Annotated in this window: 19 protein-coding genes and 1 tRNA gene; 15 read left to right on the top strand and 5 right to left on the bottom strand. The window is 65.8% G+C overall.

Going from position 1 to position 23773, the window contains the following annotated elements:
• Nucleotides 1-111 precede the first annotated feature (111 nt).
• The 9 genes from WI26_RS03515 (at nt 112) to WI26_RS03475 (ending at nt 6630) form a co-directional block, all read left to right on the top strand.
• Complete coding sequence (locus WI26_RS03515) at nt 112-858, top strand: SDR family NAD(P)-dependent oxidoreductase (protein ID WP_069225197.1); 747 nt, start codon at nt 112-114, stop codon at nt 856-858.
• 106 nt (nt 859-964) lie between these two features.
• Nucleotides 965-1450, top strand: coding sequence for a tol-pal system-associated acyl-CoA thioesterase (gene ybgC / locus WI26_RS03510; protein WP_059538244.1), 486 nt, complete (start codon nt 965-967; stop codon nt 1448-1450).
• A gap of 144 nt (nt 1451-1594) precedes the next feature.
• Complete coding sequence (tolQ, locus tag WI26_RS03505; protein ID WP_010091489.1) at nt 1595-2272, top strand: protein TolQ; 678 nt, start codon at nt 1595-1597, stop codon at nt 2270-2272.
• A gap of 10 nt (nt 2273-2282) precedes the next feature.
• Nucleotides 2283-2732 carry a protein TolR gene (gene tolR / locus WI26_RS03500; RefSeq protein WP_006484943.1) on the top strand — a complete coding sequence of 150 codons (450 nt, stop codon included), beginning with the start codon at nt 2283-2285 and terminating at the stop codon, nt 2730-2732.
• The gene (gene tolA / locus WI26_RS03495) at nt 2729-3796 is read left to right on the top strand and encodes a cell envelope integrity protein TolA (RefSeq protein ID WP_069225196.1); all 1068 of its coding nucleotides are present in this window, start codon (nt 2729-2731) and stop codon (nt 3794-3796) included. Before tolR ends, tolA begins: the two co-directional genes overlap by 4 nt.
• A gap of 108 nt (nt 3797-3904) precedes the next feature.
• Nucleotides 3905-5200, top strand: a complete 1296-nt coding sequence (gene tolB, locus WI26_RS03490; protein ID WP_059465491.1) for a Tol-Pal system beta propeller repeat protein TolB — start codon at nt 3905-3907, stop codon at nt 5198-5200.
• A gap of 17 nt (nt 5201-5217) precedes the next feature.
• Entirely contained in the window at nt 5218-5727 is a 510-nt protein-coding gene (pal, locus tag WI26_RS03485) for a peptidoglycan-associated lipoprotein Pal (RefSeq protein WP_059465490.1), read from the top strand.
• A gap of 19 nt (nt 5728-5746) precedes the next feature.
• On the top strand, nt 5747-6496 hold the full coding sequence (gene ybgF / locus WI26_RS03480) for a tol-pal system protein YbgF (RefSeq protein ID WP_059465489.1): 750 nt from the start codon (nt 5747-5749) through the stop codon (nt 6494-6496).
• Nucleotides 6497-6554: 58 nt separating this feature from the next.
• Nucleotides 6555-6630: transfer RNA gene (locus WI26_RS03475), tRNA-Lys, on the top strand.
• Between the two features lie 158 nt (nt 6631-6788).
• Here WI26_RS03475 and WI26_RS03470 read toward each other — a convergent pair.
• Nucleotides 6789-7736 (bottom strand): cupin domain-containing protein, encoded by a 948-nt coding sequence (locus WI26_RS03470; RefSeq protein ID WP_069225195.1) that lies wholly within the window; start codon nt 7734-7736, stop codon nt 6789-6791.
• A gap of 130 nt (nt 7737-7866) precedes the next feature.
• Here WI26_RS03470 and WI26_RS03465 point away from each other — a divergent pair, with 130 nt between their 5' ends.
• From WI26_RS03465 to rfbD, 6 genes are all read left to right on the top strand, one after another.
• Nucleotides 7867-8196 (top strand): carboxymuconolactone decarboxylase family protein, encoded by a 330-nt coding sequence (locus WI26_RS03465; protein ID WP_011883382.1) that lies wholly within the window; start codon nt 7867-7869, stop codon nt 8194-8196.
• Nucleotides 8197-8341: 145 nt separating this feature from the next.
• Nucleotides 8342-9175, top strand: coding sequence for a class II glutamine amidotransferase (locus WI26_RS03460; protein WP_069225194.1), 834 nt, complete (start codon nt 8342-8344; stop codon nt 9173-9175).
• Between the two features lie 590 nt (nt 9176-9765).
• A complete protein-coding gene (gene rfbB / locus WI26_RS03455; RefSeq protein ID WP_069225193.1) occupies nt 9766-10827 on the top strand; it encodes a dTDP-glucose 4,6-dehydratase in 1062 nt (353 codons plus the stop codon).
• 11 nt (nt 10828-10838) lie between these two features.
• On the top strand, nt 10839-11732 hold the full coding sequence (rfbA, locus tag WI26_RS03450; RefSeq protein ID WP_069225192.1) for a glucose-1-phosphate thymidylyltransferase RfbA: 894 nt from the start codon (nt 10839-10841) through the stop codon (nt 11730-11732).
• A complete protein-coding gene (rfbC, locus tag WI26_RS03445; RefSeq protein WP_069225191.1) occupies nt 11717-12268 on the top strand; it encodes a dTDP-4-dehydrorhamnose 3,5-epimerase in 552 nt (183 codons plus the stop codon). The genes rfbA and rfbC overlap by 16 nt, the downstream gene beginning before the upstream one ends.
• Before the next feature lie 8 nt (nt 12269-12276).
• On the top strand, nt 12277-13197 hold the full coding sequence (gene rfbD, locus WI26_RS03440) for a dTDP-4-dehydrorhamnose reductase (RefSeq protein WP_069226340.1): 921 nt from the start codon (nt 12277-12279) through the stop codon (nt 13195-13197).
• 9 nt (nt 13198-13206) lie between these two features.
• On the opposite strand, the gene WI26_RS03435 is transcribed toward rfbD, so the two are convergent.
• From WI26_RS03435 to WI26_RS03420, 4 genes are read right to left on the bottom strand one after another with little or no spacing between them, the layout of a single operon-like run.
• A complete protein-coding gene (locus WI26_RS03435; RefSeq protein ID WP_236849307.1) occupies nt 13207-13884 on the bottom strand; it encodes a GNAT family N-acetyltransferase in 678 nt (225 codons plus the stop codon).
• Nucleotides 13884-15212 carry an aminotransferase class I/II-fold pyridoxal phosphate-dependent enzyme gene (locus WI26_RS03430; protein ID WP_069225189.1) on the bottom strand — a complete coding sequence of 443 codons (1329 nt, stop codon included), beginning with the start codon at nt 15210-15212 and terminating at the stop codon, nt 13884-13886. Before WI26_RS03430 ends, WI26_RS03435 begins: the two co-directional genes overlap by 1 nt.
• Nucleotides 15213-15249: 37 nt before the next feature.
• A complete protein-coding gene (locus tag WI26_RS03425) occupies nt 15250-16164 on the bottom strand; it encodes a UDP-3-O-acyl N-acetylglycosamine deacetylase (protein WP_155768768.1) in 915 nt (304 codons plus the stop codon).
• Nucleotides 16161-23771 carry a type I polyketide synthase gene (locus tag WI26_RS03420; RefSeq protein ID WP_155768732.1) on the bottom strand — a complete coding sequence of 2537 codons (7611 nt, stop codon included), beginning with the start codon at nt 23769-23771 and terminating at the stop codon, nt 16161-16163. Before WI26_RS03420 ends, WI26_RS03425 begins: the two co-directional genes overlap by 4 nt.
• Nucleotides 23772-23773 lie beyond the last annotated feature (2 nt).

Here is a 23773-nt window from a genome sequence, read left to right as displayed (position 1 = left end):
GCCAGATTTTACGCGCCCGTGCCAACGCGCTTTGGCGCCTTGCCGCGATGCCGCAATCTCAGTAGGCTTGCGGGATACCATCCGCTACTTTGTTACCGACCAGGAGCAGCAATGATCGTGTTCGTCACAGGCGCGTCCGCCGGCTTCGGCGCCGCCATCGCCCGAGCCTTCGTCAAGGGCGGCCACCGTGTCGTCGCAACCGCACGTCGCAAGGATCGCCTCGATGCGCTCGCGGCCGAACTCGGCGACGCACTGCTGCCGCTCGAGCTCGACGTGCGTGACCGCGCCGCCGTCGAAGCCGTGCCGGCCGCCCTTCCCGCCGAATTCGCCGCGCTCGATGTGCTCGTCAATAACGCCGGTCTCGCGCTCGGCGTCGAGCCTGCACACAAGGCCAGCCTCGACGAGTGGCAGACCATGATCGACACGAACTGCTCGGGCCTCGTGACCGTCACCCATACGTTGCTGCCCGGCATGATCGAGCGCGGTCGCGGCCATATCTTCAACCTGGGTTCGGTGGCCGGCACCTATCCGTATCCGGGCGGGAACGTATATGGTGCGACCAAGGCTTTCGTCAGACAATTCAGCCTGAACCTGCGCGCCGACCTGATCGGCACACCGTTGCGCGTCACCGACATCGAGCCGGGCCTGTGCGGCGGCACGGAATTCTCGAACGTTCGCTTTCGCGGCGACGATGCGAAGGCGGCGAATGTCTACCAGAATGTCCAGCCGCTCACGGCCGAGGACATCGCCGACACGATCTACTGGATCGCAACGCGCCCCGCACACGTCAACATCAACACGATCGAAATGATGCCGGTCGCCCAGGCCCCGGCGGGCCTCACGATCCATCGCGGCTGACACGGCGGGGCAGCCACGGGCCGGTTCCGACCGGCCCGCAGCATGCTGCGGCGTACTACATTCCGTTACGAATCGGTTACGAATCCCGTCTCGGCCTTCCGGTAGAATGCGCGCCATGACTCAGCCTACCCGCTCCCCGGACGCGCACTCCGGCTTCACCTGGCCGGTGCGCGTGTACTACGAGGACACCGACGCAGGCGGCATCGTCTTCTATGCCAACTACCTGAAATTCTTCGAGCGCGCCCGTACCGAATGGCTGCGCGCGTGCGGCATCGACCAGCGTCGGCTCGCCGACGACACGGGCGCGATCTTCATCGTCCGCAGCACGTCCCTCGACTACCGCGCGCCAGCGCGACTCGACGACGCGCTGACGATCACGAGCCGGCCCGGACGCATCGGCCGCGCATCGGTGGAATTCACACAGGAAGCCTGGCGTGGCGACACGCTGCTCGTCGCCGGACATATCCGTCTCGGCTGCGTCGACCGAACCGGCATCCGGCCTGCGGCAATCCCGCCGGTCGTGCTCGACGCGCTGCACCGCGGGCCCGTCATCGACGCGGGGCAGACTGTATTGTCAACGAAGCTCGGATGAGCACCGTTTGGACAAAGCCTATGAACTTGCCTTCCTGAATCGATACTAAGCAAGGTTCGGCGCCAGGCCAGGCCGGCGCGCCGCGCCACACGCATACCGTGCGCCCTCGCCGGACACCCCCGAAGGGACGTTACTCAAACCTCTATGAACACTTCTCAAGACCTGTCGATCATTTCCCTCGTCCTTAATGCGAGCGTGCTGGCCCAGGCTGTGATGGGGCTGCTGCTGCTGCTGTCGCTGATGTCGTGGACCTTCATCTTCCGCAAGTGGTTCGCGATCCGCCGCGCACGCGCGCAGACCGAACGCTTCGAAAGGGATTTCTGGTCGGGCGGCGACCTGCAGGCGCTGTATCAGAGCGCGGCCAACAATCGGCACACGATCGGCGCGCTCGAGCGGATCTTCGAATCGGGGATGCGTGAGTTCCTGAAGGCGAAGGAAAAGCGCATCAGCGACCCGGGCCTCGTGCTCGACGGCGCGCGCCGCGCGATGCGCGCGTCGTTCCAGCGTGAAATGGACGTGCTCGAAGCGAACCTCGCGTTCCTCGCGTCGGTCGGCTCGGTCAGTCCGTACATCGGCCTGTTCGGCACCGTCTGGGGGATCATGAACTCGTTCCGGGGCCTTGCGAACGTCCAGCAGGCGACGCTCGCGAACGTCGCGCCCGGCATCGCAGAGGCGCTCGTCGCCACCGCAATCGGCCTGTTCGCCGCGATTCCGGCTGTGGTTGCGTACAACCGCTACGCGCACGACATCGATCGCCTCGCGATCCGCTTCGAGACCTTCATCGAAGAGTTCTCGAACATCCTGCAGCGTCAGGCCCAGTAAGGAGCGCGCCATGGCAGGAAGTCCCATTCGATCCAGCATGCGCGGCGGCCGCTCACGCCGCGCGATGGCCGACATCAACGTCGTGCCGTACATCGACGTGATGCTGGTGCTGCTCGTGATCTTCATGGTCACGGCACCGCTCGTCGCACCGTCGATCATCAATCTGCCGACCGTCGGCAATGCCGCCCCCCAGGAACAGACGCCGCCGGTCGTCGTCAACATCAAGGCCGACCGCACGATGAGCGTCAAGTACAAGGGCGACTCCGGCGCGACGCAGGAAGACACGATGACCAAGGCCGAACTCGACAGCTTCATCTCGGCCCGACAGGCTGACCATCCCGACCAGCCCGTCGTGATCGCGGCCGACAAGACCGTGCAGTACGATGCCGTCATGACCGTGATGTCGGACCTGAAGGCGCGCGGCGTCAAGCGCGTCGGCCTCCTCGTCAAATCGCAATGAACCGGCAGCAATCCACGCGCGGCAACGCCTATCCGCCTCAGCCCCCTCGCGAGCGCGGCACCTGGCGCGCGTTCGCGCTCGCCGCGCTGATGCACGTGCTGCTCGCGTTGTTCCTCTATCACGGCGTGCAGTGGCAGAACAGCACGCCGGCCGGCGCCGAAGCCGAGCTCTGGACCGAGGTGCCCGACGTGCCCGCGCCGCGGCCCGTCGTCGCACCCACGCCGCCGGCGAAGCTCGCACCGCCCCCTCCCCCGGTCCGGGACGAGCAGGCGGACATCGCGCTGCAGCAGAAGAAACGGCAACAGGAAGCGGCCGCGCGCGAAGCGCTGCTCGAGCAGCAGCGCCGCGCGCAGCAACTGAAGACCCAGCAGGAAGAAGCCCGGCGTGAGCAGCTCGCGGCCCAGCAGGCTGCCGCCCTCGCCGCGCAGAAGGCCGCCGAGCGCGATAAGCAGAAGCAGGCGGACAAGCTCAGGCAACAACAGCTCGTGGAGCAGCAGAAGCTCGAACAGCAGAAGCTCCAGCAGCAGAAACTGCAGCAACAGAAGCAGGCGCAGCTGGAAGCGCAGCAAGCTGCGAAGGCCAAGGCCGACGCGGCCGCGAAGGCAAAGGCGGAAGCCCAGGCCAAGGCGAAGGCCGAAGCGACGGCGCGCGCGAAGGCCGATGCCGCGGCGAAGGCGAAGCTCGACCGTGAGCGCAGTGCGCGTCTCGCGCAGATGCAAGGGATGTCCGGGGCCGGTGAAGGCGGCGGTGAAGGCCTCGCGAAAAGCGGTACCGGGACGGGCTCCGGCGGCAACGCCGCGTCGCCCGGCTATCCCGACAAGGTGCGTCGCCGTGTGAAGCCGAACATCGTCTGGGGCGGCGAGCGCGCGGGCCTGACGACGGTCGTCGCGATCCGCTGCACGCCGTCGGGCGACGTGCTGAGCGTTTCGATCCGCCGCTCGAGCGGAAATTCGGGGTGGGATCAGGCCGTGGTCAATGCGATTCAGGCGTCGGTCCCATTGCCGCCCGATTCTAACGGTCGTACCCCGTCCGACATTACGATTACCTTCAAGGCGGCGGAGTGATCGCAAATGCGCTTACACTCCGTGCGTCGCTGCCGGACGGGAACGAATCGGGTATTTTTACTGTCTCTGCGGTTGCGCAGCGATCCAAGTCACATGGGAAGCAGAAGCATGAGTTTGATGACGAAACTAGGTTTCAGGGCACTCGTGGCCTCGTGTCTGATTGCGGCCGGCAGCGCCGCTAACGCGCAGGTCAACGTGCTGATCACCGGCGTCGGTTCGACCCAGTTCCCCATCGCCACCGCGAATTTCGCGAACGAGGCGGGCCTGCCGCAGCAGGTCACGTCGATCGTCCGCGCCGACCTCGCCCGCAGCGGCAAATTCACCAATATCGACGCAGGCAGCACGCCCGTGCCCGAGACCGCATCGGTCGATCTCGGCGCATGGAAGGCCAAGGGCGCGAACGCGTTCGTCGCCGGCAGCGTGAACCGCGAAGCCAACGGCCAGTACAAGGTGAACTTCATCCTGTACGACACCGTGAAGCAGCAAAGCCTCGGCGGTCTGTCGCTGACGGCAAACGACAACACGCTGCGCACGGCCGGCCACAAGATCGCCGACTACATCTATCAGAAGTTGCTCGGCGTGCGCGGCGTGTTCGCCACGCGTCTGTCGTACGTGATCAAGACGGGCAACCGGTACCAGCTGCAGATCTCGGATTCGGATGGCCAGAACGCACGCATCGCGTTGTCGAGCACCGAGCCGATCATCTCGCCGGCGTGGTCGCCGAGCGGGACGAAGGTTGCATACGTGTCGTTCGAGCGCAAGAAGCCGATCGTCTACATCCATGACCTGCCGACGGGCCGCCGCTACATGGTCTCTGACCAGAAGGGCAACAACAGCGCACCGGCGTGGTCGCCGGACAGCAACACGCTGGCCGTTGCGCTGTCGCTGACGGGCAATACGCAAATCTATTCGGTCAATGCAAACGGCGGCGGTCTGCGCCGGCTCACGCAGAGCAGTTCGATCGACACCGAGCCGTTCTACTCGCCGGACGGCCGCTGGATCTATTTCACGAGCGATCGCGGCGGTGCGCCGCAGATCTACCGGATGCCCGCGCAAGGCGAAAGCGCCGGCGCCGCGCAACGCGTGACCTTCACCGGCAGCTACAACACCAGCCCGCGCATCAGCCCGGACGGCAAGCTGCTCGCCTACATCTCCCGCACGGGTGGGGGGTTCAAGCTGTACGTTCAGGATCTGCAAACCGGCGCGGCGAACGCCATCACGAATACCAATCGCGACGAATCGCCGAGCTTCGCGGCAAACGGCCAGTACCTTCTCTACGCTACCCAGTCGGGTGGTCGCAACGTGCTGGCAGCAGTGCCCTCCGACGGCAGCGCGCCGCCGCAGATCCTGTCCGTCCAGGGCGGCTCCGTTCGTGAGCCGTCGTGGGGGCCCTTCATGCAATGACCACAAGGAGAGTAACCATGATGTCGAATAAAGCTCGTCTGGCCCTGGCCGTGATGATGATCAGCGCGCTCGCAGCGTGTAAGTCGGGCGTGAAGCTCGACGACAAGGCCAACGCGGGCGCGATGAGCACGCAACCGAGCGCCGACAACGTCGCGCAGGTGAACGTCGATCCGCTGAACGACCCGAACAGCCCGCTCGCGAAGCGCAGCATTTACTTCGACTTCGACAGCTATTCGGTGAAGGACGAGTACCAGCCGCTGCTGCAGCAACACGCGCAGTACCTGAAGAGCCACCCGCAGCGCCACGTGCTGATCCAGGGCAACACCGACGAACGCGGCACGAGCGAGTACAACCTCGCGCTGGGCCAGAAGCGTGCGGAGGCTGTCCGCCGCGCGATGGCGCTGCTCGGCGTGAACGACTCGCAGATGGAAGCCGTGAGCCTCGGCAAGGAAAAGCCGCAAGCATCGGGTCACGACGAAGCATCGTGGGCGCAGAACCGTCGCGCCGACCTCGTCTACCAACAGTAAGTAACGGAAGAATTGCCGTATGACGCACCGTGAATCCTGGCTGCGCATGGCCGCAGCATTCTGCGTCGTCGGCGCGGCGTGGTCGGCCGCGCCGGCGCACGCCGGCATGTTCGACGACAACGAGGCGCGCCGCGCCGTGCTCGATCTGCGCAGCAAGAGCGACAACCTGGCCAGCCAGTTGTCGGCCGCCCAGCGTACGATCCTCGATCAATCCGGCCGTATCGACCAGCTGAACCAGCAGGTCGCGACGCTGCGCGGCGAGAACGAGGATCTGACGAACCGGCTGACGACGCTCGAGCGGCAGCAGAAGGAGTACTACCAGGATCTCGACACGCGACTCAAGAAGTTCGAGCCGCAGCAGGCGACGATCGATGGTGTCGAAGGCACCGTGCAGCCAGGTGAAACGGATGCGCTCAACGCGGCGCAGCAGCAATTCCGCAACGGCAACTTCAAGGCTGCCGCTGCGTCGTTTCGCAGTTTCATCGCGAAGTATCCGCAGAGCCCGTACCAGCCGACCGCGCAGTACTGGCTCGGCAATGCGCAATACGCGCTGCGCGACTACCGCGGCTCGACCGCGACGTGGCAGGCGATCGTGAGCAAGTATCCGCAGCATCCGCGCGCGGCGGACGCGCTCGTCGCGATCGGCACCAACCAGCTCGAGCAAGGCCAGAAGGCGGCCGCGAAGAAGACGTTCGAGCAGGTCGTGTCGCAATACGCCGGATCGAACGCGGCGCAGACTGCGCAGGGCAAGATCGAGAGCATCAAATAAATTATCGTGACGGGTTGTTGACAGGCCCACGATCCGCCGCTATAATTTTTTGCTCTTTGGGTCGTTAGCTCAGTTGGTAGAGCAGCGGACTTTTAATCCGTTGGTCGCGTGTTCGAGTCACGCACGGCCTACCAAGATGTCAAGAAGGGGCTTCCGGGAAACCGGAAGCCCCTTTTTCATTGTTGTTGCCGCGCCGTGCAAGCAAACGCGTGCCCGCGGTCAGACATCCCTCCCCTTCCGCATTCCGGCCAATGAGACGTTGGCGTCGAGCACGCCGCTCGCGCCTGCAATCTCACGTGTCGCGCTGCGCGCGACGCCACCGCCCCGGCGTCGTGCCGAGCACCGCGCGAAATGCCTTGCCGAACGCCGCTTCCGACTGATAGCCGACCGCCTGCCCAATCTCTGCCTGGCCGCGCTGCGTGTCCTGCAGCAGCGCGCATGCATGCATCATCCGGATCCGCGCGACGAATGCGCCGACGCTCATCCCGGCCTTTTCTCGGAAATGCCGCGCATAGGTCGCGCGCGACATCGCGGATGCAGCGCCGAGCGACTCGACCGTCCACGGCTGTGCCGGCGCCTGCAGCACGGCCTGGACCGACGGGCCGAGCCGCGCGTCCGCAGCCAACGCGAGCCAGCCGGCCGGCACGCGCGCATCGCGGCCGTACGCGCGCAACGCATAGGCGAGCAGCGCCTGTCCGAGCGCATTCACGATCGCACGTGCACCCGGCTGCGCGTTTGACGCCTCCGCGCGCAGCACGCTCGTCAGCAGTTGCAGCGACGCGGGCCCGGACGCCTCGCGCAGCCCGACATGCAGCACGCGCGGCAGCGTGCGCATCAACAAATCACCGGCACCTCGCGCGTAGACGAAGCGCCCGCAGAGCAGATCGACGCTTGCATCGGCCGGCGCCGCGATATCGCGATTCGACTTGACCGGCAGCACCGCGCCGCCCGCCGCACCGGGTTCATGCAGCGGCGCGACCGACCGCACACTGCCGCCTTCGACATCAGACAGGTCGTGCGCGTCCCCCGCCGGCAACAGCACGAAATCCCCGTCGACCAGCCGCAGCGTGCGCCCGTCGGCCGTGCGCAGCTCGCACGTACCGGACAGCAGCAGGTGAAACGCCGCCTCACCGGGCGGCAACGCATCGTGCGGCATCGCGAACGGGCCATCGAGCAGGCAGCGCACGTCGAGTTCGACATGGCTGCGGCCCAGCGACAGCAATTGACTCAACGCGTCCATGAGACGTTTGCGCTAAAAATTGACACTCTAGCGTATCGAAACCCTCAGTGTGAGCGATCAGAATAAGCACTGCATCGCCCGAGATCGCGGCATCCGCCGCCCGACCAACTTCTTCTCGAAAGGACGCATCATGCTGAACTGGAACGAATACCGGAAGGAACTCACGACCCGCATCGGCGACATCGCGAAGCTCTCGCCCGACACGCTGGCCGGCTACAAGGCGCTGTCTGGCGCCGGCGCCAAGACGGGTCATCTCGACGCGAAGACGCGCGAACTGATCGCGCTCGCGGTGGCCGTCACGACGCGCTGCGATGGCTGTATCGCCGTGCACACGGCGGAAGCCGCGAAGCATGGCGCGACCAAGGAGGAAGTGGCCGAAGCGCTCGGTGTCGCGATCGCGCTGAATGCGGGCGCGGCGCTCGTCTACTCCGCCCGCGTGATGGACGCGCTCGGCGACTGACGCGCGCATGAAGGATGCGGCACCCGCCCGTCCTTCATCGACTATCGTCGGCGCGGAGCCATCGGCAAGCGCTCGGCAGCCGCGTATAACGGCGCAGCGAAGTCGGCTACCATGCGCGAGAGGGTTCATCGCGAAGGAGCGCTCCATGTGCCGCTGGCTCGCCTATACGGGTAATCCGATCCATCTCGAGACCGTGCTGTTTCGCGCGAAGCATTCGCTGATCGACCAGAGCCTGCATTCGGAACTGGGCGCCACGACCACCAATGGCGACGGCTTCGGCATCGGCTGGTATGGCCATCCCGATGAACTGCCGTTCCGCTACCGCTCCGTGCACCCCGCGTGGAACGACCGCAACCTGCGCGAGGCCGCGCGCGCGATTCGCTCGCGGATGTTCATCGCGCACATCCGTGCGGCGACCGATACGCCCGTCCAGGAAACCAACTGCCACCCGTTCCGCCACGGCCGCTGGCTGTTCGCGCACAACGGGCTGATCCGCGATTTCCACAAGCTGCGCCGCGACCTGACGATGAAGATCGACCCGGCGCTGTTTCCGACGCTCGAAGGGTCGACCGACTCAGAGCTGATGTTCCGTCTCGCGTTGACCTACGGCCTCGAGCAGATGCCGCTGCAGGCGCTCGAACGCATGGTCGGCGTGATCGAGGAATCCGCCGCGCGATACCGCGTCGCCGAGCCACTCAACATGACGATCTGCGCGACGGATGGCGACCGGATCATCGCGGTGCGCTACTCGAGCGAACGGCAATCGCGCTCGCTATTTCACAGCACGTCGTTCAAGCATCTGCACGAACTCTACCCGCATAATCCGCGCATCGTCGAAGCGGGCGACGACGCGTTCATGGTCGTGTCGGAGCCGCTCGTCGACCTGCGCGGGGCGTGGGAGGAAGTGCCGGAAAGCACGGCGATCGTCGCGCATGGGGCGGATGTGCAGCAGCGGGTGTTCAATCCGCGGCATAAGTAGGTTGAAGCGGTGTTTCGCTTCAAGCCCCCGCGTCAACAAGCGACAGTGTCCGAATCAAACCGGATTTAACGAGTAATTCGACAGATGCGTCAACGACCATAGCGCCACCAGCCGTGACGGCAAAGCATAAAACACGTCGATTCAAATCACGGCATAAAATAGATGATTCGCACCGAATGAATCCAGCATGATATAGTTGCCACCGATTTTAAGCACCGTAAAAAAACATCACCGCCTTCGATCATCGACTCCTGCTCGCAGTTTCTTTGCTGCGGACTGCGCAAATGTTTGCGCGTACCAGCATGTCTGATGAATCCCGTGCAAGAGCACCTGAAATCGCAATACATCGCGCACAACAGGTATCGGTTGGGTCCTGCGGTATAGAGAATTAATAGTCTTTCAGCACAGACTATCCGGTTGGCACATGCGTCGCCCCCAAGGAATACCCTAGAATATGCGTGCAATCGAGCCCGCCTGCATCAGCCGGGGTCGCACGGCTTCTTGATATTCTTTGTCCTGCGTCGATCAGGGCGACACGCACGAATGAGAGCAAGGCAGGATTCACTGCCATTAACATAAAAAGAGGGTACATGATATTGGTTACAGGCGGCGCCGGCTTTATCGGCGCCAACTTTGTGCTCGACTGGTTGCGTCAATCGGACGAATCGATTCTGAACGTCGATAAATTGACCTATGCCGGCAATCTCGGAACGTTAAAATCGCTGCACGGAAATCCAAAGCACGTGTTCGCGCAAGCCGACATTTGCGATCGTGCAGCGCTCGACGCATTGTTCGCCGAATACAAGCCGCGTGCGGTACTGCATTTCGCTGCGGAAAGCCACGTCGATCGCTCGATTCACGGGCCGGCGGATTTTGTTCAGACCAATGTCGTCGGAACGTTTACGCTGCTGGAAGCCGCACGCCGGCACTGGAGCACGCTGCCTGAAGCGGACAAAGCCGCATTCCGGTTTCTGCACGTTTCCACGGACGAAGTATTCGGTTCACTGTCGCCCGCCGATCCGCAATTCACGGAAGCGACTCCGTACGCGCCGAACAGCCCCTACTCGGCCACCAAGGCCGGGGCGGACCACCTCGTGCGCGCGTATCAGCATACGTACGACCTGCCCACGCTGACCACGAACTGCTCGAACAACTACGGCCCGTACCAGTTCCCCGAGAAACTCATTCCGCTGATGATCGCCAACGCGCTCGCAGGCAAGCCGCTGCCTGTCTACGGTGACGGGCAGAACGTGCGCGACTGGTTGTACGTCGGCGACCACTGCAGCGCAATCCGCGAGGTACTCGCGCGCGGCCAGACCGGCGAAACATATAACGTAGGCGGCTGGAACGAGAAAACGAATCTCGAGGTCGTGCATACGCTATGCGACCTGCTGGACGAACTGCGACCGAAATCGGCCGGTTCGTACCGCGAGCAGATCGCCTACGTGAAGGATCGGCCCGGCCATGACCGCCGCTATGCGATCGACGCTCGCAAGCTCCAGCGCGAACTCGGCTGGAAACCCGCCGAGACGTTCGAAACCGGCCTCGCGAAGACAGTGCGCTGGTATCTGAACCATCAGGAATGGGTCGACGAAGTCGCTTCGGGCGACTACCGAAAGTGGGTCGCAACGAACTACGCGCACCGCGCGTAAGGAGAACGGACATGGCGCGCAAGGGCATCATTCTCGCCGGGGGCTCCGGCACACGGCTCTATCCGATCACGCACGCGGTCTCGAAGCAGCTGCTTCCGGTCTACGACAAGCCGATGATCTATTACCCGCTCTCGACGCTGATGGTCGCGGGTATTCGCGACGTCCTGATCATTTCGACGCCGCAGGACACACCGCGCTTCGAGTCGATGCTCGGCGACGGCAGCCAGTGGGGGATGAACATCCAGTATGCGGTACAGCCGTCGCCCGACGGCCTTGCGCAGGCGTTCATCATCGGTCGCGAATTCGTGGGCAACGATCCGTCGGCGCTCATTCTCGGCGACAACATCTTCTATGGTCACGATCTGGCGAAACAACTCGAGCACGCAGACGCGCAAGACGCGGGCGCGACGGTGTTCGCCTATCACGTGCACGATCCGGAACGCTACGGCGTCGTCGAATTCGATCAGGACTTCCGTGCCGTATCGATCGAAGAGAAGCCGGCCAAGCCGCGTTCGAACTACGCCGTGACCGGTCTCTACTTCTACGACAATCGAGTGTGCGACATCGCCGCCGATATCGAGCCGTCGCCGCGCGGCGAACTCGAAATCACCGACGTCAATTCCCGCTATCTCGCGGACGGCGCGTTGAACGTCGAGATCATGGGCCGCGGCTATGCATGGCTCGACACCGGCACCCACGATTCGCTGATCGAGGCCGCGAGCTTCATCGCGACACTGCAGAAGCGGCAAGGCCTGGTCGTCGCCTGCCCCGAGGAGATCGCGTACCGCCGGCACTGGATCGATGCCGAGCAGGTGCAGGAACTCGCGCAACCGCTGTCGAAAAACGGCTACGGCAAATATTTGCTGAACATTCTCACGGATCAGGTTGCATGGCCATCACGGTAACTGCTACGGCACTCCCCGAAGTCAAGATCGTCGAGCCGAAGGTATTCGGCGACGTGCGCGGCTATTTCTATGAGAGCTTCAACGGGCGGGAATTCGCGGCGCTCGTCGACACCGACGTCGAGTTTGTCCAGGACAACCACTCGCGGTCGGCGAGGAGCGTGCTGCGCGGGCTCCACTACCAGATCGAGCACGCGCAGGGCAAACTCGTGCGCGTGGTCGAAGGCGAGGTGTTCGACGTCGCAGTCGACATCCGGCGCAGTTCGCCGAATTTCGGCAAATGGGCCGGCGTGACACTGTCGGCCGACAACCATCGCCAGCTCTGGGTGCCGCCCGGCTTCGCGCATGGCTTCGTGGTGCTGTCGGAGTCGGCGCAATTCCTCTACAAGACCACCGACTATTGGTTCCCTGAACACGAGCGCAGCCTGCTGTGGAACGACCCCGAGATCGGCATCGATTGGCCGCTCGACGGCGAGCCCGTGCTCGCGGCCAAGGATGCTGCTGGCAAGCGGCTCGCCGAAGCCGAGTGCTACAAGTGAGCGGCGCCGTGCGACAGAAAAAAACGCCCGAGCAACGGACCATCCTGCTCACCGGCATCAATGGTCAGGTGGGATTCGAGCTGGCGCGCAGCCTGCAGGGGCTCGGCAAGGTAGTCGCGCTCGATCGCGGCGGGCTCGACTTGTCGCGCCTCGATCAGGTGCGCGAGGTCGTGCGCGACATCGGACCGGACCTCATCGTCAATCCGGCCGCCTATACGGCCGTGGACCACGCGCAGAACGACGTCGCGACCGCCACGCGCCTGAATGCGGAAGCACCGGCCGTGCTCGCCGAAGAAGCGAAGCGCGTCGGCGCGGCGCTGATTCATTACTCGACCGACTACGTGTTTGCCGGAACAAAGAACGGCCCGTACCTCGAGGATGATCCGGTCGATCCGCAAAACGTGTACGGCGCGACCAAACTCGCGGGCGAGCAGGCAATCGCGGCATCGGGCTGCGCGCACCTGATTTTCCGTACCAGTTGGGTGTACGGCACGCGCGGCAAGAACTTCCTGCTGACCATGCTGCGCCTCGGCGCCGAGCGTGACGAACTGAAGATCGTCGCGGATCAGATCGGTGCACCGACCTGGTCGAAGACGATCGCTGCGCTGAGCGCGAATGTCGCCGCGCAAGCCATCGTCGCCTCCATGAACGAACGGGACGGCCAGCGCGAATGGTGGAACACGCATTCGGGTGTCTATCACCTCTGCGCGGCCGGCTCGACTTCATGGCATGGATTCGCCGAAGCGATCTTCCGCCTTTCGAACTTGTCGAAAAAGCCGTCGTTGTCGCCCATTCCCGCCAACGGTTATCCGACACCCGCGTCGCGCCCGGCCAATTCCCGCATGTCGAATGCAAAACTGGCGGAACACTTCGGCTTGTGTGCGCCGCATTGGGAAGCCGCGCTCGAACTGTGCATGAAAGAAATTTGATGCACGCCGTCAGCCGCAACGCGTGAGCCGCATCCGTACCGAATCAAGCTCGGCAGGCAACTGTCGCGAGCGCGGACGCGACCGCGGCAACGCGGTAAAGCCGAGCCGTTCGTACAGTGCGCGGGCGCGCTCGTTGCGGGTCAGCACGTCGAGCACGATGTCGCGGCTGCCGTCGTCCGGCAACGCACCGCTCGCGAGCGCATCGCGCAGCAGTGCGGTGAAGATGCCGGTGCCGCGCTGCCGCTCGTCCGTCGCGCAATGCGCAATGAGGATCTGCGCACGCTTGGGCGCCGGAATCTCCGTTTCGAGCACCAGCCCGCGCAACAGCTGACCGATCGCGCGGCGCACGCCGAAAAAGCGCGCCAGGGCCCATACGACATGAACGTCGTCGAACATCGTCCGGCGCCCGTCGTGGATGGCCATCACGGCATGCACGGTGCCGTCGGCGCCGACCGCGACCCGGTGCCTGCGCCACGAAAACCGGCCGTGGCGCGACCGGAACGCCTGTTGCAGGAACGCAATGCAGCGCGCATCGCTCTCGCCGAGGAAGAAGCCGAATTCGCCGACACCGGATGCGAACACGAGCGGCGCGCATGCCGCCGCATCGTCCGCACATGCGGCGCGAAACGGCATCGATGCACAGGCTTGCGGCACGCCGAAGGATGGCGCGAGTGCCGCAGCAGGCATCATGCCGCCCCCGCCGCCAGGCTGGCCAGCACGTCCACCGTCCGGCTGATCTGCCCTGGCTCGTGCGTCGAGCAGATGAAGAACCGCAGGCGCGCGGCCTTCTCCTCGACGGCCGGATAGAAGATCGGCTGCACGTTGATCCCTTCGTCGAACATCGCGTTGGCCCACTGCGCTGCTTTCAGCGAACTTCCGGTGATCACCGGCACGACCGCATAGCCGGCGCTCGTGCCGGTGTTGAGCCCAACCGCGCGTGCCTCGGTCAGGAACTGCCGCCCGCGCGCCTGCAGTTGTGCGACGCGCTCCGGCTCGGCCTGCAAGCGTTCGAGCGCGGCCAGCGACGCTTCGGCGAGCGTCGGCGCGAGCCCGACGCTGTACAGGAAACCCGGCGCCAGATGGCGCAGCATGTCCACGAGCGGCTGGCAGCCGGCTATGAAGCCGCCGCAACCGGCCAGCGTCTTGCTCATCGTTCCCATCCACATGTCGACCTGGTCGGGCGCGACCGCGCAATGTTCTCGAATGCCCTTGCCCGTCTCGCCGAGCACGCCGAGCGAATGCGCTTCGTCGACCAGCAGGAACGCGCCATGACGCGTCTTCACGTCGACGAAACGCTGCAGGTCCGGGAGGTCGCCATCCATGCTGTACAACCCCTCGATTGCGATCAGCACGTGCCGGTATTCGGGACGCACGCGCGACAGCAGTTCGTCGAGCGCCTGCCAGTCGTTGTGCGCAAAGCTCAGCCGTTTCGCGCCGCTCAACTGCGCCCCCTGCACGATACTGTTGTGTGCGAGCGCGTCGTGGACGATCAGGTCGCCCGGGCCGAACAGCGCGCCGATCACGGTCACGTTGGTCGCGTGGCCGCTTACGAACGCGACGCAATCGTCGGTCTCGTAAAATGCGGCCAGCGCCCGCTCGAGGTCGCGCTGTACCGGACGCTCGCCCGCGACCATCCGGCTCGCGGACGCCGACGTGCCGTAGCGATCGATCGCGGCCTTCGCACGTTCGGACACGGTCGGATCGCCGGCGAGACCGAGGTAGTTGTAGTTCGCGAAGTTCACGTACTCGCGACCGCCAATCCGGGTGGTCGCGCCGGCAACGCCATCGTGCACGCGGAAGAACGGCGAATCGACACGCAGCTTCTCGCCCATCTCGCGCATGATCCTGACCTGCTGATACTGCGGCATCGATTCGAAACGGCTGCGTGCCGACACGGCGTGTGCCACCGGTGTAGCGGGCACGCCGTGCGCCGCGGCGGCTTCCGTCGCGCGCTCGAGTTGCCGTTTCAGGGCTTTCGCCGCCAGTTGCTGGCGAAGGTTTTCTCCGAGTGCCATGTCTTTGGTTCCGGGCAATCCGTCCGTTGTGTCCGCGTTACGCGGATACGTCGACCCATTCGTACGCGTCGGGCGTACCGAGCAACGCGCTGAGGAGCCTGTAGTTCATTTCGTGGGTGGGGCGATGCGCGGTGACGCGCCCGAGCAGCGGCGAGCCCGCGAGCGCCAGGTCGCCGACGAGATCGAGCACGCGGTGACGCACGAATTCGTCGGGCGCGCGCAGTCCGCCGATCACGTGATTGCCGATGATCGACGCCGTGCACGACGGCCTCGCGCCGCGCAGGATCGGTGTGCCCGTCAGGTAGCCGACCGCGATCGCCGGCACGGCCCATTTGATCCGCCCGTACGAACGCGACGACGAAATCTCGCTGGCGAACGTCCCCGGCGTGACCTCGCCGTCCCACTGCATGTCGCCGAACCCCTTGAGATCGTCGCGCACGCTGAATTCGTATCGCTCGGCCGGCTCGACGAGCAATTCGCGCCGTGACGCACCCTCGCCGTCGGCCACGCTCACCGGCTTGAGCACCCGGAGAAAGCGCTTCGAACGCTGCAATTCGGCCCGGCCGCCGGCCGCGATCGCGTCGATCCACGGCCGAGCACTACCATCGAGAATCGGCACTTCCTCCGCATCGAGCTCGACGATCGCGTGATCGATCTCGCAAGTCAGCAGCGATGCAAGCAGGTGCTCCACCGTACGCACGCCCATGCCGTCGTCGGCACGCAGCATCGTGCAAAGCGGTTGCGCGCGACGCACCGCCGGACCGGCGGCAAGCATCCCCAGTTGATGATCGCCGCGCATGCGACGAAACACGATCCCGTGCCGTTTCTCCGACGGCGTCGCGGGCACGATCCGCACCTGGACCCGGCGCCCGGTGTGCAAACCATGTCCTGTCACAGTCACCGGCCGGGCGACCGTACCTTCGCTGGCCTGCCACCCCTTCGGCGCTTTCACCCGGCATGCGCCGGCGTCGACTTGCATGTTGCTGCCCCCTGTTTTTCTTCGTGATCCTGATGACGTGCGAGCGTCGAGCGCGCCTCATCGCCCAATGCGTGTCGCGCGACCAACGCCTCCGCCAGTTCGTCGGAAGTCGCGGCCGTTCCATCGCCGTTGCGCGCACCGAGCAATTCGACGATGCGCTCCGCCAGTGTGTGCACCGTCGCACCTTCCGCGATCGCCATGATCGACAGCTTGACGCCGAAGGTCTCCTCGACGGCCATGCCGAGTTCCATGCCCATCAGAGAGTCCATCCCGAGATCGAGGACCGAGCGGCCGGCATCGACGCGCTCCGGCGACATGTGCAAAATCCGCGCGATCTGGCCGCGCAACGCCGTCTCGACAAGCGCGACCGCCTCGGCAGGCGGCAACATACGCAATTGCTCCAGCAACACACGATCCTCGCTCGCCGTTTCGGCCGCCCCACCCGTCTGCAATGCGGTGTATCGCCGAGCATGCGCGGCCGGCATGCCGCGCGCGACGGCGCTCCAGTCGAGGCGCACGACGGCTTCGCCGGCAGTCCCTTGAACAAGCGCACGTTCGAGCGCGGCCATTGCTTCGTCCGATGTGATCGATGCACCACCGATCCGCGACTGCAACGCCTCGCGCGTGCCGGCATTGCGCGCCAGGAAGCCAACGTCCTCGATCGGCCCCCACGCCATGAACAGGGCCGGCTGACCGGCCGCGCGGCGATGTGCGACCAGCGCCTCGAGGAAGCCGTTGGCGGCAACGTACGCACCCTGCCCAGGGTTGCCGAGAAAGGTCGTCGCCGACGAATACACGACGAAGAAATCGAGTGTGCAACGCTGCGTCGCACGGTGCAGGTTCCACGCACCGGCGACCTTCGGTTCGAGCACGGCCGCGAAGCGCGCGTCGTCAATGTTGCGCAGGAGCCCGTCATCGATCTGCATCGCCGAATGCAATACGCCCTTGAGCGGTGTTCCGCGACGTTCGATTTCGTCGACGAGGGCGTTGAGTGCCGTGCCGTCGGTCACGTCGCATCGAGCAACCGACACTTCAACGCCGAGCGCGTCTCGCCAACGATCGACCTCCGCCTGCATTGCCGCGCCCAGCACGCCGCTGCGACTCGCGAGCGTCAGGTGCCGTGCGCCGCGCTCGATCATCCAGCGCGCGGTCGCGAAGCCCAAGCCGCCGGTGCCGCCGACGATCAGGTACGCCGCCTGCGGGTCGAGCCGCCGCGTCGGCGCCGCAACGCCACGCGTCGGCACCGGTGTGCCCGACGGATAGGTGACGAGCACCTTGCCGATCTGGCGCGCCTGCTGCATGTAGCGGAATGCTTCCTCCGCACGTGCCGCCGGGAACGCGCGGTATGGCAACGGATGCAGCACGCCGGCGGAGAACAGCCCCATCACTTCCTCGAACAGTCGCGTCGTCAGAGACGGCAGCACGCCCATCAGCTGATCCGCGTCGATGCCGAAATAGCTGATGTTGTTGCGGAACGGCCGCAGGCCGATCTGGCTGTTCTCGTAGAAGTCGCGCTTGCCGAGTTCGAGGAAGCGGCCGAACGGACGCAGCGTGTCGATGCTGCGCACCATCGCTTCGCCTGCGAGCGAATTGAGCACGATGTCGACGCCTTCGCCGTGCGTGCACGCACGGATCTCGTCGGCAAACGCGAGGCTGCGCGAATCGAACACGCGTTCGACACCGAGCAGGCGAATGAACTCGCGCTTCTCGTCGCTGCCGGCGGTGGCGAAGACTTCCGCGCCGAGATGCCGCGCGATCTGGATCGCAGCGATACCGACCCCGCCCGCGCCGCCGTGCACGAGCACGCGCTCGCCGCGTCGCAGTCGCGCGAGTTCGCACAACGCGTAGTACGCGGTGAAGAACGTCGTCGGAATCGTGGCGGCCTCCTCGAACGACATCGTGTCGGGCTTGCGTGCGATCGCGGTTGCACGCGTGACCACGCGTGTCGCGAACGATGCCGGTGCGAAACCCAGCACCGCGTCACCCGGAGCAAACCCTTCGACGTCCGCGCCGACCCGCGCGACGCGTCCCGACATTTCCATGCCAATCGTCGCGCCCGCGAAGCCCGACTCGACGGCTTCGTCGGACAGCAGCCCCATCGCATACATCACGTCGCGGAAATTGAGCCCCGTCGCCATCGGCTCGATCTCCACCTCGCCGGCCGCGAGATCGCGTGCCGGCATCGCGAACCATTCGAGATTGCTCAACGAACCCGGCATGTCGAATGCGAGCCGTGCGGCCGGCCGGTCCGATGCGCTCGACAGCGCGTCGCCACGCTCGGCCGCCTGGGCAGCGGGCAGCATGCGCGGCACGTAGCGGCCCCGCGGGCCAAGCAGCACTTCTTCCTCGCCATCGTCGCCAAGCAGCGCCATCGCAAGCTGCGAGGCCGGTTGTCCGACGGCGCGATCGACGTCGATCAACCTGAGCGGCAGCGTCGGATACTCGTTCGCTATCACGCGGCCGAGACCCCACAACGTTCCATGCTCGGGGCGTGATGACGTGCCTGCGGCAAACGGCGCGCCGCCACGCGTCACGACACACAGTCGTCCACGCTCCGTCGCGCCGGCAGCATCGAGATCGCGCACGAGCGATGCCAGCGCGAGCGCGCCGACGTGCTGCGCGCGCATCATGGCCGCACCGTCGGCGGTGTCGCGCAATGCAAGCGGCGCCACGAACACGACATGCGCCGGATGCCCGGCCGGCTGACGCGCCGACCATGCCGCGACGTCACACACCGCTGCCGACTCGACGCGGCAACCCAGTCGCTCGAGCTCGCCCGCCAGCGCGATACCGAACGCATCGTCATCGTCCTGTGCGATCAGCCAGTGCGCGCCGTCACTTGGCGCCATGCAATGCGCTCGACCCTGGTCCCGCGATGCGCCGGCACCTTGCTCGCGGGCAGCCGGCTTGCGCGCGATGAAGAACGTCGGCATACCCTCGAGATCGAGGCCTTGTTCGGTATCACGCACCACGTCGACCAGTCCGGCTCGTTCGCACATCGACTCGATCACGGCAGGCGCGAGTGCGCCGTACGCGCCGGCAGCGCCGCCACCGGCCGTGCCGAACACGATGTCGGAGAACCGGCTGCGGCGCGCATCGGCAATGGCGACGAGCCCGCCCGGCGCGAGCCGTTCGGAGATTGCCGTCAGCGCGGAGAGCGGATCCGGATGATCGCCCAGCATCCGGTTGACGATCACGATGTCGAACGGCGTCGTGTCGCGGCATTGCGAGAACAGCGGTGCGTCGATCGCGAACGCCAGCGTCCGCACGTGCGCGTGAGCTTCCGCATCGAAACCTGCGAGCTGCTGCGGCGTACCCGCCAGCAGGTATTCGCAGCGACCGGCCGGCACCTCCACGTCGAGCGGCTGCAGCACGTCGCCGTTCGCGGGGCCGAACTCCAGTACACGCAAGCGGCGTGCATCCGGCCACGCTGCGACAGCCTGCGTCACGCAGGCGGCGAGCAGCGCGCGCGCATGCGCCCATGTCGGTGATGCATCGAAGAACTGTTCGACCAGACTGCGCCCGGTCGACGACAGCGGCGCGCCCTCGAGCGACGTGTCGCGCAGTGCGTGCGGCAGCGCCGCGCCGACGTGCGCCAGCAGCGTCAGTTCGGCGACATGGGCCGGCGATGCCGCCAGCACGTCGCGCCACAGCGCGTCACGCGCGGGCATCGCCGCGCAGGCTTCGTCATCGCGAACCAGGCGATTGCCTTCGAAGCGGGCCAGTCCGTCCTCGACGACAATTTCCGCCAGTCGCGCGACCAGTTGCGGGTGCGTGTTCGTCGGCAGCGTCGGCTGGGCGAACTCGCCGAGTGCATCCAGCGCATCGAGCGCATGCAGACCGGCGAGCACATCGAGCAGCGGCAGCATTTCGGTCAGATGCTGCGTGCGGCGCACGAGATCCTCACGCGCCGCGACATGCGCGTTCGCACGCTCGACGAGCACGCCCGGCGGCGGCAACGCGTCGGCCGTGTAACCGGCCGGCAGCGGCCGCGCTTCGAGCACGTAGGCAAAACGCGCCGGCGCGCCGTGACGGCGCCCGGCGAGATCGATGCGACGGAAGCGGCACGCGGAAAGGCGCGCGACGATCTTGCCGTTTGCATCGATGAATTCGAACGACGCGACGATCGAATGCGGGCTGCGGCGATGAATGCGCGCCAGCACGCGACGAATCGCCTCGCCGCTCAGGAAATCGACGCGACCGATCTGCACGGGAACAAACGCCGAATGCGCATCGTCCGGCGCGGCGCCGGCCTGCGCCAGCACCGCGAACAGCGGGTGGAAGCCGCTGTCCATCAGCGCGGGATGCAGCAGATAGTCCGACCGCGCATACGCATCGGCAAGAACCGACGGAACATCGAGCTCCGCAAGCGCGTCGTCGCCCGACACGCGCAGCGACCGCACCCACCGGAACGCCGGCCCGTAGCTCAGGCCGATGGCCGTCGTGCCCGCATACAGTGCGTCGCCGGAAAGCACCGGGCGCGACTGCAGATGGGCGACGACGGACGCATCCGGCGTGCTGTCCGCATCGAGCGTATTGCCGCTTTCGAGCAGGCGCCCCGTCACGTTCAGGTTCCATGGACCGTCCGACATCCGGTCGCGCGTCTCGATCGCAAACAACGCGGTGCGCACGTCGATCGAGAACCTGAACAGCTTCGCGTGCTGCGGCTGGAACACGACCGGCATGCGGATCTCGACGTTCTCAATGGCCACATCCTGTGTGCCGAAGAACGTACGCGCCGCCGCGAGTGCCATTTCGACATAACCGGCGCCGGGGAACGCGACGCCGCCGTCGACCACGTGATCGGCAAGCATCGGCACGCGCTGCGGATCGAGTTGGTTCTCCCAGGCAAATGCATGCTCGTGCAGGCGATAGCCGAGCAGCGGATGATCGACGCGACGATTCACGAGCCCGTAGCCCTCGACACTCGGCACAAGCCAGTATCGCTCGCGCTGCCACGGATAAGTCGGTAGCGCGGCGTGCGGAACATCGGGAACGAGGCGATCGAGATCGACACGCGCGCCCTGCGCGACTGCCGACAGGATCGAATGAGCGAGCATTTCCGCACTGTCGTGCTGGCGCTTGAGCGTCGGCACGACGACGCCCGGCGCGACGCGTGCGGCAAGCGTCTGCTTCACGTAGGTGCGCAGTATCGAATGCGGGGCGATTTCGACGAACACGCGCACGCGATCGTCAGCCAGGCGGGCAATTGCATCGCCGAAACGGACCGGCTCGCGAATGTTGCGCCACCAGTAATCCGCGTCGAGCGCGGTACCCGGCAACGTGTCGCCGGTCACCGTCGACACGAATCGCGTATGCGTATCGCGCGGCGCGAGATCGGCCAGCCCGTCGCGTACGACCTGCTCGATCGAGTCCATGCGGCTGCTGTGGAACGCGTAATCGAGACCAAGCATCTGATAGAAATGGCCGGCGTCCACGAGCGCCGCGCCGATCGCTTCGAGCGCGGCTTGAGAACCTGCGAGCGTCACCGATTCGGGGCTGTTGGTGCCCGCGATTTCAATGGCCGCGGCGAGATCGAGACGCGCGATCCAGTCGCGCGCCACAGCCTCGCCGATGCCGGCCGCCGCCATTCTGCCCGCGCCGCGCGTCAGGCCTTGGGCACCGCTGCGAATGCGGATCACGCGCACGGCCTCGGCGAGCGTGAGCGCGCCCGACACCCAGGCCGCCGCGATCTCGCCGACACTGTGACCGACCGCCGCATCGAAGCGGATGCCGCGCGCGGTCAGCACCCGCGTGATGCCGACCTGCATCGCGAACAGCAGCGGCTGCGCGTTCTCGGTCGCGGCGAGCCATTCGGCGTCGGCGCCTTCGCACATGACTTCGACGAGCGACGCGTTGCCGTCCGCGCGCCACAGCGCATCGACTTCGTCGAGCGCCGCGCGAAACACCGCATCCTCCGCATAGAGCCGCTTGCCCATCCCGGCCCATTGACAGCCGTTGCCCGCGTAGACGAACGCGACGGGCGCATCGCCTTCGATGGCCTGCGCCTGCACTGCGCAGGCCGGCAACCCGCGCTCCGACGGCTGCGTGAGTGCGGCAAGCGCTGCCAAGCCTTCAGCCCGATCCGCCGGCGCGACGACCGCGCGATGCTCCAGCCACTGGCGCCGCCGGGCGGCGGCGGCCGCGAGCGCGGCCCAGTCGGCACCCGACTGCAGGCGTGCGAGATGGCGTGCAGCGACGGCTGCCAGCGCGGCCGGCGACCGTGCGGTAAGAACCAGCGGCGGCAACGGAGCATCGCTCCTTGCCGCCGACTGCTCCCCTGGCGCCGCCGCCGCTTCGGTGACGACGACGTGCGCATTCGTGCCGCCAAAGCCGAACGAATTGATGCCGATGGTCAGCGGCGCATCGCCGCGCGCAAGCGGCGTGAACCGATCGACCACGCGCAAGCGGCCACCTTCGAAATCGATGCCGGGGTTGGGTGTGTCGAAATGCAGCGAACGCGGCACCGCGCGGTGCTTCAGGCACAGCACGGCCTTCAGCAGACCGGCCATGCCCGATGCCGTTTCGAGGTGTCCGATATTGGTCTTGACCGAACCGATCAGCAGCGGATCGGACTTTGGTCGGCCGCCCGACACCGCGTCGATCAACGCGCGCGCTTCGATCGGATCGCCAACCGCGGTGCCCGTGCCATGCGCCTCGAGATACGCGAGCGTACGCGGATCGATGCCCGCGCGCCGATACACCGCGCGCAGCAGGTCCGCCTGCGTCGCTGCTGCCGGCACGTTGATGCCGCCGTGCGAATGGCCATCCGAATTTACGCCCGATCCGGCGATGACCGCGTGGATCGTATCGCCGTCGGCCAGCGCCTGGTCGAGCGGCTTGAGCAGCACGAACGCACCGCCTTCGGCGCGCACGTAGCCGTCGCCGGTCGCGTCGAACGCGCGGCAACGGCCGCGCGGCGACAGCATCGACGCCTTCGAGAAGCTGACGAATCCGAACGGGTGCAGCAGCAGGTTGACCCCGCCGGCAAGCGCCATCGCCGTTTCACCGGACTGCAACGCCCGGACCGCCTGATGAAGCGCGACGAGCGACGACGAGCATGCGGTGTCGACCGACATGCTCGGGCCGCGCAGGTCGAACAGGTAGGACACGCGGTTCGATGCGATGCTGAGCGTGTTGCCGGTTGCCGAATACGGATCGATCGTGTTCATGTCGTCCATATTGCGGTTGCCGTAATCCATGCCCGCCACGCCGACGAACACGCCGCAATCGCGTCCGCGCATCGCGGCCGGACGAACGCCGGCGTCCTCGAACGCCTCCCACGCGAGTTCGAGCAGCAGCCGCTGCTGCGGGTCCATTTGCGCGGCCTCGCGCGGCGAGATACCGAAGAATTCGGCGTCGAAGCCCGCGACGTCGTCGACGACACCTGCCGCGAACGTATAACTCTTTCCCGGCTCCCGTTTCGACGGGTGCTGGTAGAACGATGTGCCGAATCGGTCCGGCGGAATGGCGGTCACGGCATCGCGTTCATCACACAACAGTTGCCAGAAGTCGTCGGGTCCCTCAACCCCACCGGGAAAGCGACACGCCATCCCGATAATTGCAATTTTCTTTTCCATCA

Origin of the sequence: Burkholderia diffusa (assembly GCF_001718315.1) — a bacterium.
Taxonomy (GTDB): Bacteria; Pseudomonadota; Gammaproteobacteria; order Burkholderiales; family Burkholderiaceae; genus Burkholderia; species Burkholderia diffusa_B.
This window is presented reverse-complemented; position numbering and strand designations above follow the sequence as displayed.

Coding starts and splice junctions, on each gene's coding strand:
- WI26_RS03515 (WP_069225197.1), top strand. CDS start 112: ATGATCGTGTTCGTCACAGGCGCGTCCGCCGGCTTCGGCGCCGCCATC.
- ybgC (WP_059538244.1), top strand. CDS start 965: ATGCGCGCCATGACTCAGCCTACCCGCTCCCCGGACGCGCACTCCGGC.
- tolQ (WP_010091489.1), top strand. CDS start 1,595: ATGAACACTTCTCAAGACCTGTCGATCATTTCCCTCGTCCTTAATGCG.
- tolR (WP_006484943.1), top strand. CDS start 2,283: ATGGCAGGAAGTCCCATTCGATCCAGCATGCGCGGCGGCCGCTCACGC.
- tolA (WP_069225196.1), top strand. CDS start 2,729: ATGAACCGGCAGCAATCCACGCGCGGCAACGCCTATCCGCCTCAGCCC.
- tolB (WP_059465491.1), top strand. CDS start 3,905: ATGAGTTTGATGACGAAACTAGGTTTCAGGGCACTCGTGGCCTCGTGT.
- pal (WP_059465490.1), top strand. CDS start 5,218: ATGATGTCGAATAAAGCTCGTCTGGCCCTGGCCGTGATGATGATCAGC.
- ybgF (WP_059465489.1), top strand. CDS start 5,747: ATGACGCACCGTGAATCCTGGCTGCGCATGGCCGCAGCATTCTGCGTC.
- WI26_RS03470 (WP_069225195.1), bottom strand. CDS start 7,736: ATGGACGCGTTGAGTCAATTGCTGTCGCTGGGCCGCAGCCATGTCGAA.
- WI26_RS03465 (WP_011883382.1), top strand. CDS start 7,867: ATGCTGAACTGGAACGAATACCGGAAGGAACTCACGACCCGCATCGGC.
- WI26_RS03460 (WP_069225194.1), top strand. CDS start 8,342: ATGTGCCGCTGGCTCGCCTATACGGGTAATCCGATCCATCTCGAGACC.
- rfbB (WP_069225193.1), top strand. CDS start 9,766: ATGATATTGGTTACAGGCGGCGCCGGCTTTATCGGCGCCAACTTTGTG.
- rfbA (WP_069225192.1), top strand. CDS start 10,839: ATGGCGCGCAAGGGCATCATTCTCGCCGGGGGCTCCGGCACACGGCTC.
- rfbC (WP_069225191.1), top strand. CDS start 11,717: ATGGCCATCACGGTAACTGCTACGGCACTCCCCGAAGTCAAGATCGTC.
- WI26_RS03435 (WP_236849307.1), bottom strand. CDS start 13,884: ATGCCTGCTGCGGCACTCGCGCCATCCTTCGGCGTGCCGCAAGCCTGT.
- WI26_RS03430 (WP_069225189.1), bottom strand. CDS start 15,212: ATGGCACTCGGAGAAAACCTTCGCCAGCAACTGGCGGCGAAAGCCCTG.
- WI26_RS03420 (WP_155768732.1), bottom strand. CDS start 23,771: ATGGAAAAGAAAATTGCAATTATCGGGATGGCGTGTCGCTTTCCCGGT.